The following is a 14,431-nucleotide window of genomic DNA, read 5'->3' as shown; positions in this document are numbered from 1 at the left end:
GATATAACACAATTTATCGTACGGAGGCCATAAGGCTGCTGTGAGGGCCATCCAGGGCCCGGCCATAGAGGACCGTCGCCAGAGCTGCCACGCCATCCTGCTGGTCGACGGTCAGGCATCCGGCGACGATCGCCTCCCGCTCGCTCTCGCCGAGGACGGGGGCGGCCAGTTCATGGAACTTCTCTATCAGTCTGCTGTCGCTGAAGGGGCGCTCCGGGTCGCCGCGCGCGGTGCAGGGTGCCGATACCAGGCGCCGGCCGTCCTTGAGTCTGAGGACCGCGTGGGCCCAGCGCTCAGCGGGAAAGCTGTCGTCGTAGAGCGGCTCGGCGACCATGCGGACGCTATCGCTGAGCTTCAGCACCTCCAGGTCAGCAAGGTCGGGGCCGTCGATTTCCGGCACGCCGAGTTTGCCGTGGACAACCGCCGCGGCAACGGGGAAGGGCAGGGAGTACTGGGCCTCGTCGGTGGTTTTGGGGTGGCGCAGGACCAGACGGGTGGCCTCCGTGAAGCTGTGAATGGTAATCCCCGCGATCTGGCTGGCGGGGATCGGCGCTTCGCCTTCGGCACGGACCAGGGACAGCACCGCCTCCACTGCCGGCTGGGCCCACCGGCAGACGGGGTAGGCCTTGAAGTACTGCTCTTCGACCCGCCAGCGGCGGCCCAGGTCCGCCCAGACCTCGTCGACCTCTTCGTCCATCACGGTAATCGCCGGCGCGCCGGTGAAACCATCTTGCGCCAACAGAGCGGCAGAAACGCCGTTGAAGGCGCCCATGGCAGAGCCGTCCTTCACCATGCTGGGATAGTCGATCACCCGCATCATCTGGCTGCGCGGACCATAGTACTCGGCAATGCCCAGCGCATGGGCGCTTTGTTCCTCAGTCAGGTTCAGGGCCCGGGCGCCGATGGCCGCCGCGCCCAACGTGTTCCAGGCGCCGGAGGTATGGTAGTCGGCGACCGTGGCATGGAGAGCGATGCCGGCACGGGTGGCGATTTCATAGCCGACGACCAGGCGCGTCAGGAACTCCTTGCCGCCGCAGGGCGCCAGCTCATCGCAATAGGCCAGGAGCGCGGGAACCACCGCCGCCCCGACATGGCCCTTGGTCAGCCTGTGGCCGTCGTGGGCATCGATGGCATCGATGGTGCCGGCACCGGCCATGGCCGCACCCGGCGGTGCGGTGCGGCGGCCATCGAACAGCAGAGTCGCCCCTTCCGCACCTGCGGCGTGAAAGCGAACGGCATGGTCTCGCAGAATTCGGCTGGCTTCGGTCACACTGCCTGCGGCGGCCACGCCCAGGCTGTCGAGCAGCGCCCGACGGGCGGCGTGGCGTGCGGTCGCCGGAATCTCGGCGTAGCGGAGGCTGTGGATGAAGTCGACGGAATCGCTGCGCATAATCAAGGCATTCTCCCATACAGCCATCTTGAGCCTGCGCCGCGCACGACGCCACCGCCGTTCCGAATTCGCCACTCTTTGTCGCTTCTTCGCCAAGCGCCGGAACCTTCGATACGGGAGTGTGCGGAACGGCTCGGCGCTTGCGCACGATGGTCTTCAGCGGCGGAATCCGCTGTCTTGGAAAGAGGCTGCGGCCCCGCCCAGATGGCGGGAGACGACGCGGCAGCTAGCCGCCGCCGTAGCTCTGCACCAGGCTGCCGGCGACCATGTACCAGCCGTCGACCAGCACGAAGAAGATCAGCTTGAAGGGCAGGGAGATCATCACCGGCGGCAGCATCATCATGCCCATGGACATGAGGATCGAGGCCACCACCATGTCGATGATGAGAAAGGGCAGGAACAGCAGGAAGCCGATCTCGAAGGCGCGGCGCAGCTCGCTGATCATGAAGGCGGGGATCAGCGCGCGCATGGGCGTTTCCTCGGGGTCTTCCACCGCCTCGGTTTCGGTGAGGTCGAGGAACAGCCGCAGGTCGGATTCGCGGACATGGGCCAGCATGAAATCGCGCACCGGCCCCTGGGCGCGGTCCAGCGCCTCGAACTCGGTGATGTCCTCGGCGATCAGCGGCTCCAGCGCCTCGTCGTAGACCGCCTCCAGGGTCGGCATCATCACGAACGCCGTCAAGAACAGTGCCAAGCTGACCACCACGGAGTTGGGCGGCGTCTGCTGCAGGCCCATGGCGGTGCGCAGGAAGGAGAGCACCACGACGATGCGGGTGAAGGAGGTCATCATCACCAGGATCGAGGGCGCCAGCGAGAGAATGGTGATGAGGGCGACAAGCTGAATGATCCGCCCGGTGGTGGTGCCGGCGGTCTCGCTGCCAAGATCGAAGGTCAGCGCCTGGGCGAGGGCCTCGCCCGGGAACAGAAAGACAAGCGCCGCAACGCTTGCGAGGCCGCCGAAGAGCAACAGCATCCGGGTCTTCATGACGGTGCCCTCCGCAGCCTGGCGCGCACGCGGCCGACCAGGCTCTGATCGTCGCCGCCGGCCGCTTCGGCCTCCGCTGTTTCGGTGAAGGCGCTGCTACGTGCCGGGGCGGCGGGAATGTCGCTTTCGATCAGCAGATCGCTGGTGTTGCCCAGCAGCACCAGATGTTCCCGGTCGTCGCGGCGCAGCAGGACAAGTTTGCGTTTGGCATCGAGCGGGCGCACCTCGATGAGATCGAGCCGCCGCGGTCCGTTGGATTTGGCCACCGCCAGACGGTCGCCCAGCCCGGAGCGGCGCACCACAGCGGCCAGCCCTGCGATGAGCAGGAGGACCACGCCGAGGGCCGCAAAGAACCGAAGGTACTCGGCGAGTTCCATCGAGGCTCTCCTGGCTCCCGCCGACCTAAGGCTTGTTGGCTTTCTGAGAGGCGTAGGCCGAGAGCGCCTTGCGCCGGTCGCTGGCAGCACCCAGCAGCTGCTTCAGCTCGTCGATGCCGGCGCGCAGGTTCTCGCCAAGATAGGTCACCTCTTCCAGCAGGCCCATGAGGCGCGGTCGCAGCTCGCGGCGCTCCTCATTCGGAAGCGCCTCGACCTCGCTGCAGAGCCAGCGCACATCCTCTTCGATAGGCGTCAGGTCGACGATCGTGCCCTGCGCGAGGCTTTGCCGCGCGGCGCGGAGCCGTGCGCCGAGGGCGCTCAGCTCCTTTTCGATGACGATTTGGACCGCGGTGCCGTCTTGGCTCATAAACTCGTCTCCTCGAAGGCGGCGCTGTCGGCCTGGCTTTGGGTCTCCGTCGCTTCGCCTGCCGCATCGTCGGTCTGATAGAGGTAGCGCAGGATCTCGGCGACGCCGGCCAGGGCCGCCAGAGGGATCTCGCTGTCGACCTCGACCACCGAGAGGATTTCTGCGAGATCGCTGTCCTGGCGCACCTTGACGCCCCGGTCGAAGGCGATCTGGAGGATCTGTTCGGCCACCGCGCCGCGGCCCGATGCGGTAATCCGCGGCCCTCTGCCGGCACCGGCCTTGTCCGACGCCGGCCCGCCGGCGGCCGTGAAGTCACACAGCGATTCGGGGGTAACGTCTTCCAGGGCGATGGCCAGGCTGGCGGAGTCGGCGCCATCGCTGCGGCCCGCCCCGGCCTCTGCCGGGGGCTGTTTCGGCTGCCCCCTCTGCTGGTCTGCGCTCACACCGGCTCCCGTCTCGCTGCTCTCTCTGCGCCACAGCCGCGGCTGACGGGTTGAGGCGACAAGTCTCGCCAGCAAAGCGTGCTTCGCTGGTCGGGCGATGGTGCCTGACCATGCTTAATGAATGGTTAGATTTGATCTAAAGACGCCTAAAAAAAGCGATATTCTATAGCGTCTTAGGAGCCGGTTTCGCTTTTCGGGGGCGGGGCGGGAGCGGCCGGCTGGCCGGCATCGCGGATGGCGTCTGCCAGGGCGTCGCTGCCCACGGCGGCGGCGGCCCGATTTTCTTCCTGGATCCGCTCGAATATCTCCCGGCGGAGCACCGTTGCGGAGCTTGGAAAGGTGAATCCGAGCTTTATCGACTTGCCGCGGATATCAACCACGGTGACCTCGATATCATCGTTGATGATCACAGATTCGCCGATCTTGCGCGTCAGATAGAGCATTGCTCTTTTCGGCTCCCCGGCCCCCCGACCATGGTTAATAGATACAATTTAGCGCGTTTTACGGATTCTTAACAAGGCAAGCCTGATCATGATGATTGCAGATCTTGGATTTTTGAGGGGGGCTGGGATCTGCAGGTTGTCGATGCTTGATCAGGACTGTCATGGACGGGAAACCGGGGCTCTTCAGTTTGCTCGGCAAACGGATGGACTGGCTTGGCCAGCGCCAGACCGTATTGGCGCAGAATATCGCCAATGCGGATACGCCCGACTACGTGCCCCATGACCTGAAGCCGCAAGAGTTCCGCCGCATGATCGAACGGCAGGCGATGCCGTCGCTGAAGCCGGAAGTGACCCAGACCGGCCATATCCAGAACTCGAGCCTGAGCGACGAGCAGCGCAGCGTCGAACAGAAGCAGCGCTACGAGACGGCGCCGTCGGGCAATGCTGTGGTCATCGAGGAGCAGTTGATCAAGGTGGCTCAGACGCAGAACGACTACAACGTCATCACCAATCTCTACCGCAAGCAGGTGGCGATGATGAAGATGGCGTTGCGCGGGCGCCAGTAGAGACCGGCCCGACCCGCAAGAACCGGAGGCCTGAACAGCATGGATCTGGACAAGTCCTTGAACATCTCCGCCGCCGGCATGCGTGCCCAGGGCACGCGCCTGCGCGTGATCGCGGAGAACATCGCCAACGCCAATTCCACCGCGCAGACGCCGGGTGGCGAGCCCTATCGCCGCAAGCTGGTGACCTTCGAGAACGAGCTCGACCGCGCCATCGGCGCCGAGATGGTCAGAGTCGATTCAATCGTCGTCGACCGCGGCGCCTTCGGCCGCCGCTTCGAGCCCGGCCATCCGGCCGCCGACGAGGACGGCTACGTGCTGACGCCAAACGTCAACTCGCTGATGGAAATGTCCGACATGCGCGAGGCACAGCGCAGCTACGAAGCGAACCTGAAGGTGATCGAGTCTTCGCGCAGCATGCTGCAGAAGACCATAGACATTCTGCGCTAGACGCGCAGCCCGGACCTGCCGCCAGGAAGGTAGCGCAGTACGCCAGGATGGCCCCTGAGGCAGCTAAGGCCTCAAGGAGAGAGCCATGATTACCAATCCGAGCGGGGCCGTCGAGGCCTACGACAAGATGCTGCGCCAAGGCGCTTCGCCGGGCCTGGAGGCGCGCGATCAGGGCGGCGGCGATTTCTCTTCGATGCTGCGCCGCGCCGCGGAGCGGGCCGCCGACACCATGCTGGAAGGCGAGCGCCAGACCCTGCAGGCGGCCGCGGGAACCGCGGATCTAACCGAGGTGGTGATGGCCGTCTCCAACGCGGAGATGACCCTGCAGACCGTGGTGACCCTGCGCGACAAGGTGGTGCAGGCCTACCAGGACATCCTGCGCATGCCGATCTAAGGCCGGCGCCGAAGGCAAGCGAGCAGAGCCAGTGGGGAGCTTCGGGTGAACGGCACGGAAGCCATCGAGATCGGCCGGGAGACGATCTACGTGATGCTGAAGGTCGGCGCGCCGATCATGCTCATGGCGCTGATCGTCGGCCTGGCGATCGCGCTGTTTCAGGCGCTGACCTCGATCCAGGAGATGACCCTGACGTTCGTGCCGAAGATCATCGTGATCTTCGTCGGCGTCATGCTGATGCTGCCCTTCATGCTGACCAGCCTGACCACCTTCTCGCAATCGCTCTTCGACCGCATGATCTCCCTGGGGTAGCCGGCCGTGCTGGCAGAGCTGCTCCCCGCCCAGGTTTTCGCGCTGCTACTGATCTTCACGCGGATCGGCACCGCCATGATGCTGATGCCGGGTTTCGGCGAGAACTACATCTCCATCCGCATTCGCCTCTTGCTCGCCCTGCTGGTTTCGCTGGTGGTCCATCCCACGCTGATGGACGGCCTGCCGGACCTGCCGGCCAGCCCTGCGGCGCTTCTGATTCTGATTTTCGGCGAAGCCTTCATCGGCCTCTTCCTGGGTTCGCTGTCGCGCATCCTCATGGCGGCCCTGTCCATTGGCGGCATGATGATCGCCACCGTCACGGGGCTCGCCAACGCCCTGACCAACGATCCGACGGCGGCCCAGCAGGGCTCCATCGCCGGCTCGTTCCTCTCGACCCTGGCGCTGCTGATCATCATCCTGCTGGACCTGCACCACCTGCTGCTGCGCGGGGTGATCGACAGCTACCAGCTCTTCGTGCCGGGCCAGCCGATTTTGACTGGCGACATCTCCCAGATGATCGCGCGGGTGGTCGCCAAGGCCTTTCTGCTCGGTTTTCAGATCGCCTCGCCGTTCATCGCCATCGGTCTGATCTTCAACCTGGGCCTCGGCCTGCTGTCGCGGCTGATGCCGCAGATGCAGGTCTTCTTCATCGCCATTCCCCTGCAGATCCTGATCGGACTTTCGATCCTGATGATCGCCCTGCCGGTAATCATCGGCTGGTTCATCACCGGATTTCAGGAGGTCACGCTGCCCTTCGTGGGGCCGCAGTGAGGGGCTTGCCCGATGGCCGGTGAAGACGACGACTCACAAAAAACAGAAGAACCGACAAGCAAGCGGCTGAGCGATGCGCGCGAGAAGGGGCAGGTCGCCCGCTCGCAGGAAGTCTCCCACTGGTTCATGATCCTGGCTCTGGCCATGGTGGTCGGGATCTTCTCCGAATCGCTGATGGCAGACATGGGCGGGATCCTGCGCCCCTATCTGGAGCAGCCGCACCGCATGCACCTCGACAACGGCATGCTGCGGCAGGTCCTGGAGGGAACCGCGGTCGACCTGCTGCGCGTCGCAGCCATACCGCTGGCCATCATCGTGCTGGCTGCCCTGCTGGCCGGGACGATCCAGAACGGCGTCATCGTCACCACCGAGCAGATCACCCCGAAGCTCTCCAAGATCGGCCTGAAGAAGGGCTTCAAGAAGATGTTCTCCAGCCGCGCGCTGGCCGACTTCCTCAAAGGGCTCTTGAAGCTCTGCATCGTCGGCACCGTGGTCGGGCTGATCATCTGGCCGGACCGCGACATGGTGCTCGACATGCCGAGCATGGAGGTTCAGGACCTCCTCGCCTTGGTGCGGTGGGAGGCGGTGAAGATTGTGATCGGCGTGCTGTCGGTGATGAGCGTGATCACCCTCGCCGACGTGCTCTACCAGCGCTACCAGCACCACAAAGAGCTGCGTATGACCAAGCAGGAGGTCAAGGACGAGCACAAGCAGTCCGAGGGCGATCCGATCATCAAGAGCCGCCTGCGCCAGATCCGCACCGAGCGGGCCCGCAAGCGCATGATGGCGGCGGTCCCCGAAGCCGACGTGGTGATCACCAACCCGACCCACTACGCCGTCGCGCTGAAATACGACCAGGCCACCATGGAGGCGCCCAAGCTGCTGGCCAAGGGCGTGGACAACATCGCCCAGAAGATCCGCGAGCTGGCGGAGGAGAACGAGATCCCCATCGTGGAGAATCCGCCGGTCGCCCGCGCGCTCCACGCCGCGGTGGAGATCGACCAGGAAATCCCGCCGGAACACTACAAGGCGGTTGCCGAGATCATCGGTTACGTGATGCGTCTCAAGGGCGGACTTGGGGGCCGGGCGCGGCGCTAGCGCCGTAGATCGCCTTCCGCGGCGAAACCGTCGCCGCCAAGCGACTTGCCGAAGACTCCGTTGACATGGTTAATCTTGGTTAACCATTGGCCGCTAGGATCGCGAAGATGATCCGAAACCGCTTCTGTTCGCCGCGTCTCGGCAGCGGCCCGCCTGTCCCCGCAGCGGCGGAGGGCCGCTAGTGCTGGAACTGCTCTGCCTTGTCCTCGGCGGGCTCCTCGGGGCCATCGCCGGTGGCGTGGGGGTCTGGTACTGGCTGCGCCGGCGCAATCTCTGCCAGTCCGTCTTCGCGGCGGTGCCGAAGCCTTGGCAGGTGGTGGCGCCCGACGGGCGGGCGCTGCTGTCGAACCCGGCCCTGGAGGATTTCTTCGGAGGGGACCAGCGTTCGATTCCGGCGCTGTTGAGCGAGCAGGTCAGGAACGACCCGGAAGCCAGCCAGCAGATCAAGCGGCTGGAGGAACAGGCGCACAAGGGCATCGCCGGCCAGTGCGAGATCCGGGTGCCGCCGAACCATGCCGCCCCCGGTGCAGGGTCCCAGGGCGCAGGGCCCCAAGGTAACGCGGAGCAGGGCTACGACTGGCGCTTCGTCGCCGCCTATCCGCTGCCCGGGCGCCCGGGCTGTGTCTACTGGATGGTCGACGACATCACGCCGCGCCGCCAGATGGAACAGATCATGCGCGGGGAGCAGGAGCGCTTCGTCGACCTGCTGGAGAACGCGCCGGTCGGCTTCTACTCCTGCGACGCGGAGGGGCGTTTTCTCTTCGCCAACCATACGCTCTGCGAGTGGCTGGGGCTGTCGCAGAACGATCTCGAACTGGGCCGCATCCGGCTGCACGACGTGGTGCAGAGCGCCCTGCCGCCGGGGGCAGCCCCCTATGACCCCTTCGGCGATGCGGAGCATTCCCAGGGCGAGGTGGTGCTCAAGGGAGCGAGCGGCGCCGACTTCCGCGCCTCCATTCGCCAGGACGTGGTCCGCGACGCCGAAGGGCAGGTCCGGCGCACCCGCTCCGTCGTACGCGATCTGTCGCGCGAACAGGCCATGGCCGCGGCGCTGGAGGAATCCGAACAGCGCTTCGAGCAGCTCTTCGCCAAGGCGCCGGCCGGGATCGCCCTGGTGGACCCGGAAGGGGCCATCCAGGAGTGCAACGACGCCTTCGCCCGGCTGATCGGCAGGCCCGCCGAGGAATTACGTACCGTTTCGATCTTCCGCCTGGTGGCCGAGGACGACGTCGCCGCGCTGCGCGGCGTGCTGGCGCCCCCCGCCAAGGCCAACGGTGCCGGCGGCGCCGGGCTCGCCGGTCCCCTGGAAGCCCATCTGGCGGGGGAGGGGCGGCCGGTCTGCGCCCTCTACGTCAACCGCACCCAGGCCAGCGACGGCTCCCTGGACGGCTTCGTCATCCACTTCGTCGACAGCACCGAGCAGAAGAATCTGGAACGGCAGTTCGCCCAGTCGCAGAAGATGCAGGCGGTGGGCCAGCTTGCCGGCGGCATCGCCCACGACTTCAACAACCTGCTGACGGCGATGATCGGCTTCTCCGATCTGCTGCTGCTGCGCCACCGCCCCGGCGACCAGTCCTTCGCCGATATCATGCAGATCAAGCAGAACGCCAACCGGGCCGCCAATCTGGTGCGCCAGCTTCTGGCCTTCTCACGCCAGCAGACCTTGCAGCCGCGGTTCCTGAACATCACCGACATCCTCGCCGAGCTGTCGCACCTGCTGCGCCGCCTGATCGGCGAGAACATCGAGCTGAAGATGAGCCATGGCCGCGACCTGGGCGTGGTCAAGGCCGACCAGGGCCAGCTCGAGCAGGTGATCATCAACCTCGCGGTTAATGGCCGCGATGCCATGCCGGAAGGCGGCGTCCTGACCATCCGCACCGAAACCGTCCAGGTGGAGCAGGAGCGCAAGCTCAAGGACGAATCCATGCCGCCCGGCACCTACGCCCTGATCGAGGTGGAGGACAGCGGCTGCGGTATTCCACCGGAACACCTGGACCGCATCTTCGATCCCTTCTTCTCGACCAAGGAGGTGGGCGCCGGCACCGGGCTCGGCCTGTCGACGGTCTACGGCATCGTCAAGCAGACCGGCGGCTACGTCTTCGTCGAGAGCCGGCTGAACCAGGGCACGGTGTTTTCCATCTTCCTGCCCCAGGCCGCCGAAGAGGAGGTGGCCGAGAGCATCGCCGACGCCGAGGCCCAGGACCGCCGCGACCTCACCGGTGCCGGAACCCTGATGCTGGTGGAGGACGAAGACGCGGTGCGCGCCTTCAGCGCCCGGGCCCTGCGCAACAAGGGCTACAACGTACTGGAAGCCAACTCCGGCGAGACCGCGCTGGAGATGCTGACCGCCGAGGAGGACGCCATCGACCTGCTGGTGACCGACGTGGTGATGCCGCGTCTGGACGGCCCCAGTCTGGTCAAGGAGGTGCGCTCGCGCCGTCCGGACCTGAAGGTGATCTTCATCTCCGGCTATGCCGAGGACAGCTTCCGCAAGCGCCTCGACGAGGATGCCGGAATCCACTTCCTGCCCAAGCCCTTCAGCCTCAAGCAACTCGCCGGCAAGGTGAAGGAAGTGCTCGGCGAGTAGCCCGCTGCCGGGCTTCATGCACCGCTTCGCCTGCGTCTCGGCGCAGACCAGGCGACCCGCCGTCCGGTTGTGAGGCGTGTCCAGTTTTAGGCAAATTTGCCCTAAATTATTTTGAATGTTCTCATTTTGATCCAGTTCTTTCTTGGCGAAAAAGAACAAACATGGTACATAGTGCCGCGTTGCAGTCCCCGAACCCCTATGAGATAAGGAAGCAGATTCATGGTTCAGAGCGCTTTGCGGTTGGTGGAGACAGACTCGGTGGACAAGAAGAAAGCCTTGGATTCCGCGCTCAGCCAGATCGAACGGGCCTTCGGCAAGGGTTCGATCATGAAGCTGGGCGAAAACGAGGTCGTGGAGACCGAGGTGATCTCGACCGGGTCGCTGGGCCTCGACATCGGCCTGGGGATCGGCGGGCTGCCGCGCGGGCGCATTGTCGAGATCTACGGGCCGGAAAGCTCGGGCAAGACCACCCTGGCGCTGCATGTCGTTGCCGAGGCGCAGAAGGCCGGCGGCACCTGCGCCTTCGTCGATGCCGAACACGCGCTCGACCCCGTCTATGCCAACAAGCTGGGGGTCGACGTCGAGGAGCTGCTGATCTCCCAGCCCGACGCCGGCGAGCAGGCGCTGGAGATCGCCGACACCCTTGTGCGTTCGGGGGCGATCGACGTGCTGGTGATCGATTCCGTGGCCGCCCTGGTGCCGCGGGCCGAACTGGAAGGCGACATGGGCGATTCCCTGCCAGGCCTGCAGGCGCGGCTGATGAGCCAGGCCCTGCGCAAGCTGACCAGTTCGATCTCCAAGTCCCAGACCCTGGTGGTCTTCATCAACCAGATCCGCATGAAGATCGGGGTGATGTTCGGCAACCCGGAGACCACCACCGGCGGCAATGCCCTGAAGTTCTATTCCTCGGTGCGCCTGGACATCCGGCGCATCGGCGCCATCAAGGACAAGGACCTGGTGGTCGGCAACCAGACGCGGGTGAAGGTGGTGAAGAACAAGATGGCCCCGCCGTTCCGCGTGGTGGAGTTCGACATCACCTACGGCGAGGGCATCTCCAAGAGCGGCGAGCTCCTCGACCTCGGGGTCCAGGCCGGCATCGTCGACAAGGCCGGGGCCTGGTTCTCCTATCAGAGCCAGCGTATCGGCCAGGGCCGCGAGAACGCCAAGACCTTCTTGAAGGAAAACCCCGAGGTGGCCGCGGAGATCGAGCACCGGGTGCGGGAGAACGCCGGCCTGGTCTCCGCCGCGATGCTGGAAGGCGGCCCGGAAGGCGAGGGTGAGGACGGCGCGGGCGCAGAGCGCGTCGGCGAAAAGGCGGCCTCTTCCTAAAGAAGACGCCATACCGGAGAAAAAGGCGGGCCCTCTCGGGGGCCCGTTTTTTTGTGTCCTGCACCGCGCCCGCACGGCATATGGCAGCCTGGCAGGCGCCTAGAGCGGATCATGTTTAGACGGAAACACCATGGTGTTTGCGTCTAAACATGTGAATCCGCTCTACACTTGAGAATTAGAGCAGATTCACCAGGCTCGATGGATCGCTCCCGCGATTCCATCGAACCAGGATCTGCTCTAGGCCGCTATTCTATTGAATGCGGGCGTAGCCCTTGGTGAAGCCTCTCAGGGAGAAGGGCATGTTGAGGGCCTCGCCGCGCCCCAGGGGCACGATCGCGGCCGCCTGGTTCCCGGCCCTGAAGGCGTTGAGCACTTCCTCGTTCAGGCGGACGAAGGCCTGGCAGCCGTTGCGGCGGCAGAACTCGAAGGGAACGGTGCGGATGGCCCTGCCGTCGACGCTGATCTGCACGCCCCGGGCCAGAGGGATGCCCAGCGGCATGGCAATGACCGCGCCGGCCAGGTTGTCGCCCCGGAAGAAGCCGACGGTCACCTTGAGCACCGGCTGCTGGGAGCTGGGATCCAGGAACTGTTGGGAAATGAAGCATTGCTGGGGCTGTGCGGGGCTGTTGGCGGCATCGGCGACGGCACAGATCACCTGCCAGTCCCCGAAGGTTTCGCCCGTCGGCGCCAGGCGCGGCGGCTGCTGATTGATGCCCGGCTGGGGTTGGATCTGGGGCTGAACCTGGGGCTGGTTCTGGGCCTGGGTCCGAACGGGATGCAGGGCCGTCAGCAATGCCAGGGCACAGAGAACAGCGCCGGCTAATCGCGGCCGTACCGCGGACACCGCCCGAGCGGAGCGGCAGCCGCCGAAAGAAACGGAATTTAGGGCCATAAGAGGAGTTTGTCTCCGGCAGTAAAGGGAACCGCCAGCGCGCGGCTGCGATCCGGAAAGGCTCTTTCTGACATAGTCGGCCAGCCACGAAAAGGCCAGGGCGAAGCCTAGGGTCCCGACCCTCCGGCCAGGAGCCGGGGCCGGGGGCTTTCGGTGGACAGTGCCGGGGGTGCGCGCTACAACCCCCTGCTTCGGGGGCCTGCCCCCGGGCGGGGCCGTGCCCGCCCATAGTTTTCCTTTGGAAGGATTCCAACTTGAGGCGCAAGCCTCTGGTGAATAGATATAGCTTATGAACTCAGGCAACGACATCCGGTCGGCTTTCTTGGACTATTTCGGGCGCAACGGCCACGAGATCGTCGACTCTTCGCCCCTGGTCCCGCGCAACGATCCCACGCTGCTGTTCACCGCGGCGGGGATGGTGCAATTCAAGAACGTCTTCACCGGCAACGAGACCCGCCCCTACAGCCGGGCGGTGACCTCGCAGAAGTGCCTGCGCGCGGGCGGCAAGCACAACGACCTGGAGAACGTCGGCTACACCGCGCGCCACCACACCTTCTTCGAGATGCTGGGGAACTTCTCCTTCGGCGACTACTTCAAGGATCTGGCCATCGAACTGGCCTGGAACCTGGTGACCAAGGAATACGGCCTGCCCGAGGAGAAGCTGCTGGTCACTGTCTATGCCGAGGACGATCAGGCCGCTGAACTGTGGAAGAAGATCGCCGGACTGCCCGAAGACAGGATCATCCGCATCGCCACCTCGGACAACTTCTGGGCCATGGGCGACACCGGTCCCTGCGGCCCCTGCTCCGAGATCTTCTACGATCACGGCGATCATCTTCCCGGCGGCCCCCCGGGCAGCCCCGACGAAGACGGCGACCGCTTCGTCGAGATCTGGAACCTCGTCTTCATGCAGTACGAGCAGATCGACCTGGACAACCGGGTCGAGCTGCCGCGCCCCTCGATCGATACCGGCATGGGGCTGGAGCGCATCTCCGCGGTGCTGCAGGGCAAGCACGACAACTACGACACCGACCTGCTGCGGGCCATCATCGAGGCCTCCGCCGAGCTGTCCGGGCAGGCGGCGGACGGCGCGCACGCGGTCTCCCACCGCGTTATCGCCGATCATCTGCGCGCCAGCGCCTTCCTGATCGCCGACGGCGTGCTGCCCTCCAACGAGGGCCGCGGCTATGTGCTGCGACGGATCATGCGCCGCGGCATGCGCCATGTGCACAAGCTGGGCTGCAAGGACCCGCTGATGTGGCGCCTGGTGCCGAGCCTGACGTCGCTCATGAACATGGCCTTTCCCGAACTCGGCCGCGCCGACGCGCTGATCACCGAAACCCTGAAGCTGGAGGAAACCCGCTTCAAGGAGACCCTGGACCGCGGGCTCAGGCTGCTGGAGGAGGAGACCGGCAAGCTGGGCGAGGGCGCGGCCCTGGACGGCGAAGTGGCCTTCAAGCTCTACGACACCTACGGCTTTCCCCTCGATCTGACCCAGGACATTTTGCGCGGTCAGGGCCGCAGCCTCGACAACGCCGGCTTCGATGCGGCGATGGAGCGCCAGCGCGCGGCGGCGCGCAAGGCCTGGGCCGGCTCCGGCGATGCCGCCACCGAGACCCTCTGGTTCGAACTGCGCGAGCGCCTGGGTGCGACGGAGTTCCTGGGCTATGGCACCGAGACCGCGGAGGGCCAGGTGACGGCCCTGCTGGTCGACGGCCAGGAGGTGCAAGAGGTCTCCGCCGGCCAGGACGTTCAGCTGCTGGTCAACCAGACCCCCTTCTACGGCGAGTCCGGCGGCCAGGAGGGCGACAAGGGCGCCATTTTCAGCGCCGAGGGCGGTGAACTGCAGGTCCGCGACACGCAGAAGAAACTGGGCGATCTGCACGTCCACTACGGCACCATGGGCCACGGCAGCCTGAAGGTGGGCGACGCGGTGGAACTGCGGGTCGACGGGGCGCGGACCTGCAGTTCACCGCCCTCGGCGCTGAAAATGGCGCCCTTGTCGCCCTCCTGGCCGCCGGACTCGCCGT

The 14,431-nt window shown here is 65.5% G+C and carries 16 protein-coding genes; 9 read left to right on the top strand and 7 right to left on the bottom strand.

Annotated features, from left to right (window positions below):
* Positions 1 to 13: 13 nt before the first annotated feature.
* The 6 genes from Q0996_RS05310 to csrA all read right to left on the bottom strand — a co-directional run bounded on the left by Q0996_RS05310 (position 14) and on the right by csrA (position 4,005).
* Complete coding sequence (locus tag Q0996_RS05310) at positions 14 to 1,390, bottom strand: MmgE/PrpD family protein (protein ID WP_299616708.1); 1,377 nt, start codon at positions 1,388 to 1,390, stop codon at positions 14 to 16.
* A 226-nt stretch (positions 1,391 to 1,616) separates the two neighbouring features.
* A complete protein-coding gene (gene fliP / locus Q0996_RS05305) occupies positions 1,617 to 2,375 on the bottom strand; it encodes a flagellar type III secretion system pore protein FliP (RefSeq protein WP_299616707.1) in 759 nt (252 codons plus the stop codon).
* On the bottom strand, positions 2,372 to 2,752 hold the full coding sequence (locus Q0996_RS05300) for a flagellar biosynthetic protein FliO (protein WP_299616706.1): 381 nt from the start codon (positions 2,750 to 2,752) through the stop codon (positions 2,372 to 2,374). The genes fliP and Q0996_RS05300 overlap by 4 nt, the downstream gene beginning before the upstream one ends.
* Positions 2,753 to 2,777: 25 nt before the next feature.
* Complete coding sequence (locus tag Q0996_RS05295) at positions 2,778 to 3,119, bottom strand: hypothetical protein (RefSeq protein ID WP_299616705.1); 342 nt, start codon at positions 3,117 to 3,119, stop codon at positions 2,778 to 2,780.
* On the bottom strand, positions 3,116 to 3,562 hold the full coding sequence (locus tag Q0996_RS05290; RefSeq protein ID WP_299616704.1) for an EscU/YscU/HrcU family type III secretion system export apparatus switch protein: 447 nt from the start codon (positions 3,560 to 3,562) through the stop codon (positions 3,116 to 3,118). The genes Q0996_RS05295 and Q0996_RS05290 overlap by 4 nt, the downstream gene beginning before the upstream one ends.
* A 173-nt stretch (positions 3,563 to 3,735) precedes the next feature.
* The gene (gene csrA, locus Q0996_RS05285) at positions 3,736 to 4,005 is read right to left on the bottom strand and encodes a carbon storage regulator CsrA (protein ID WP_299616703.1); all 270 of its coding nucleotides are present in this window, start codon (positions 4,003 to 4,005) and stop codon (positions 3,736 to 3,738) included.
* 161 nt (positions 4,006 to 4,166) lie between these two features.
* Here csrA and flgB point away from each other — a divergent pair, with 161 nt between their 5' ends.
* From flgB to recA, 8 genes are all read left to right on the top strand, one after another.
* A complete protein-coding gene (gene flgB, locus Q0996_RS05280) occupies positions 4,167 to 4,571 on the top strand; it encodes a flagellar basal body rod protein FlgB (RefSeq protein ID WP_299616702.1) in 405 nt (134 codons plus the stop codon).
* A gap of 39 nt (positions 4,572 to 4,610) precedes the next feature.
* On the top strand, positions 4,611 to 5,018 hold the full coding sequence (gene flgC / locus Q0996_RS05275; protein ID WP_299616701.1) for a flagellar basal body rod protein FlgC: 408 nt from the start codon (positions 4,611 to 4,613) through the stop codon (positions 5,016 to 5,018).
* An 85-nt stretch (positions 5,019 to 5,103) separates the two neighbouring features.
* Entirely contained in the window at positions 5,104 to 5,412 is a 309-nt protein-coding gene (gene fliE / locus Q0996_RS05270; protein WP_299616700.1) for a flagellar hook-basal body complex protein FliE, read from the top strand.
* A gap of 45 nt (positions 5,413 to 5,457) precedes the next feature.
* Positions 5,458 to 5,724: a flagellar biosynthesis protein FliQ gene (gene fliQ / locus Q0996_RS05265; protein WP_299616699.1), complete on the top strand. Its 267-nt coding sequence runs from the start codon at positions 5,458 to 5,460 to the stop codon at positions 5,722 to 5,724.
* Between the two features lie 6 nt (positions 5,725 to 5,730).
* Positions 5,731 to 6,495 carry a flagellar biosynthetic protein FliR gene (gene fliR, locus Q0996_RS05260; protein ID WP_299616698.1) on the top strand — a complete coding sequence of 255 codons (765 nt, stop codon included), beginning with the start codon at positions 5,731 to 5,733 and terminating at the stop codon, positions 6,493 to 6,495.
* 12 nt (positions 6,496 to 6,507) lie between these two features.
* The gene (gene flhB, locus Q0996_RS05255; protein ID WP_299616697.1) at positions 6,508 to 7,593 is read left to right on the top strand and encodes a flagellar biosynthesis protein FlhB; all 1,086 of its coding nucleotides are present in this window, start codon (positions 6,508 to 6,510) and stop codon (positions 7,591 to 7,593) included.
* A gap of 181 nt (positions 7,594 to 7,774) precedes the next feature.
* Complete coding sequence (locus Q0996_RS05250) at positions 7,775 to 10,180, top strand: PAS domain-containing sensor histidine kinase (protein ID WP_299616696.1); 2,406 nt, start codon at positions 7,775 to 7,777, stop codon at positions 10,178 to 10,180.
* A gap of 219 nt (positions 10,181 to 10,399) precedes the next feature.
* On the top strand, positions 10,400 to 11,509 hold the full coding sequence (recA, locus tag Q0996_RS05245) for a recombinase RecA (RefSeq protein ID WP_299616695.1): 1,110 nt from the start codon (positions 10,400 to 10,402) through the stop codon (positions 11,507 to 11,509).
* 250 nt (positions 11,510 to 11,759) lie between these two features.
* On the opposite strand, the gene Q0996_RS05240 is transcribed toward recA, so the two are convergent.
* Complete coding sequence (locus Q0996_RS05240) at positions 11,760 to 12,302, bottom strand: invasion associated locus B family protein (RefSeq protein ID WP_299616693.1); 543 nt, start codon at positions 12,300 to 12,302, stop codon at positions 11,760 to 11,762.
* A gap of 388 nt (positions 12,303 to 12,690) precedes the next feature.
* On the opposite strand from Q0996_RS05240, the gene alaS reads away from it, so the two are divergent.
* A partial coding sequence (gene alaS / locus Q0996_RS05235) for an alanine--tRNA ligase (protein ID WP_299616692.1) occupies positions 12,691 to 14,431 on the top strand: 1,741 nt, incomplete at its 3' end.

The organism is Pelagibius sp. (genome assembly GCF_028289705.1).
Classification (GTDB): Bacteria; Pseudomonadota; Alphaproteobacteria; order Kiloniellales; family Kiloniellaceae; genus Pelagibius.
The sequence above is the reverse complement of the archived record's forward strand: the minus strand, read 5'-3'. Positions and strand labels throughout refer to the sequence as shown.

Coding starts and splice junctions, on each gene's coding strand:
- fliP (WP_299616707.1), bottom strand. CDS start 2,375: ATGAAGACCCGGATGCTGTTGCTCTTCGGCGGCCTCGCAAGCGTTGCG.
- csrA (WP_299616703.1), bottom strand. CDS start 4,005: ATGCTCTATCTGACGCGCAAGATCGGCGAATCTGTGATCATCAACGAT.
- flgC (WP_299616701.1), top strand. CDS start 4,611: ATGGATCTGGACAAGTCCTTGAACATCTCCGCCGCCGGCATGCGTGCC.
- flgB (WP_299616702.1), top strand. CDS start 4,167: ATGGACGGGAAACCGGGGCTCTTCAGTTTGCTCGGCAAACGGATGGAC.
- Q0996_RS05310 (WP_299616708.1), bottom strand. CDS start 1,390: ATGCGCAGCGATTCCGTCGACTTCATCCACAGCCTCCGCTACGCCGAG.
- Q0996_RS05295 (WP_299616705.1), bottom strand. CDS start 3,119: ATGAGCCAAGACGGCACCGCGGTCCAAATCGTCATCGAAAAGGAGCTG.
- fliE (WP_299616700.1), top strand. CDS start 5,104: ATGATTACCAATCCGAGCGGGGCCGTCGAGGCCTACGACAAGATGCTG.
- Q0996_RS05300 (WP_299616706.1), bottom strand. CDS start 2,752: ATGGAACTCGCCGAGTACCTTCGGTTCTTTGCGGCCCTCGGCGTGGTC.
- flhB (WP_299616697.1), top strand. CDS start 6,508: ATGGCCGGTGAAGACGACGACTCACAAAAAACAGAAGAACCGACAAGC.
- recA (WP_299616695.1), top strand. CDS start 10,400: ATGGTTCAGAGCGCTTTGCGGTTGGTGGAGACAGACTCGGTGGACAAG.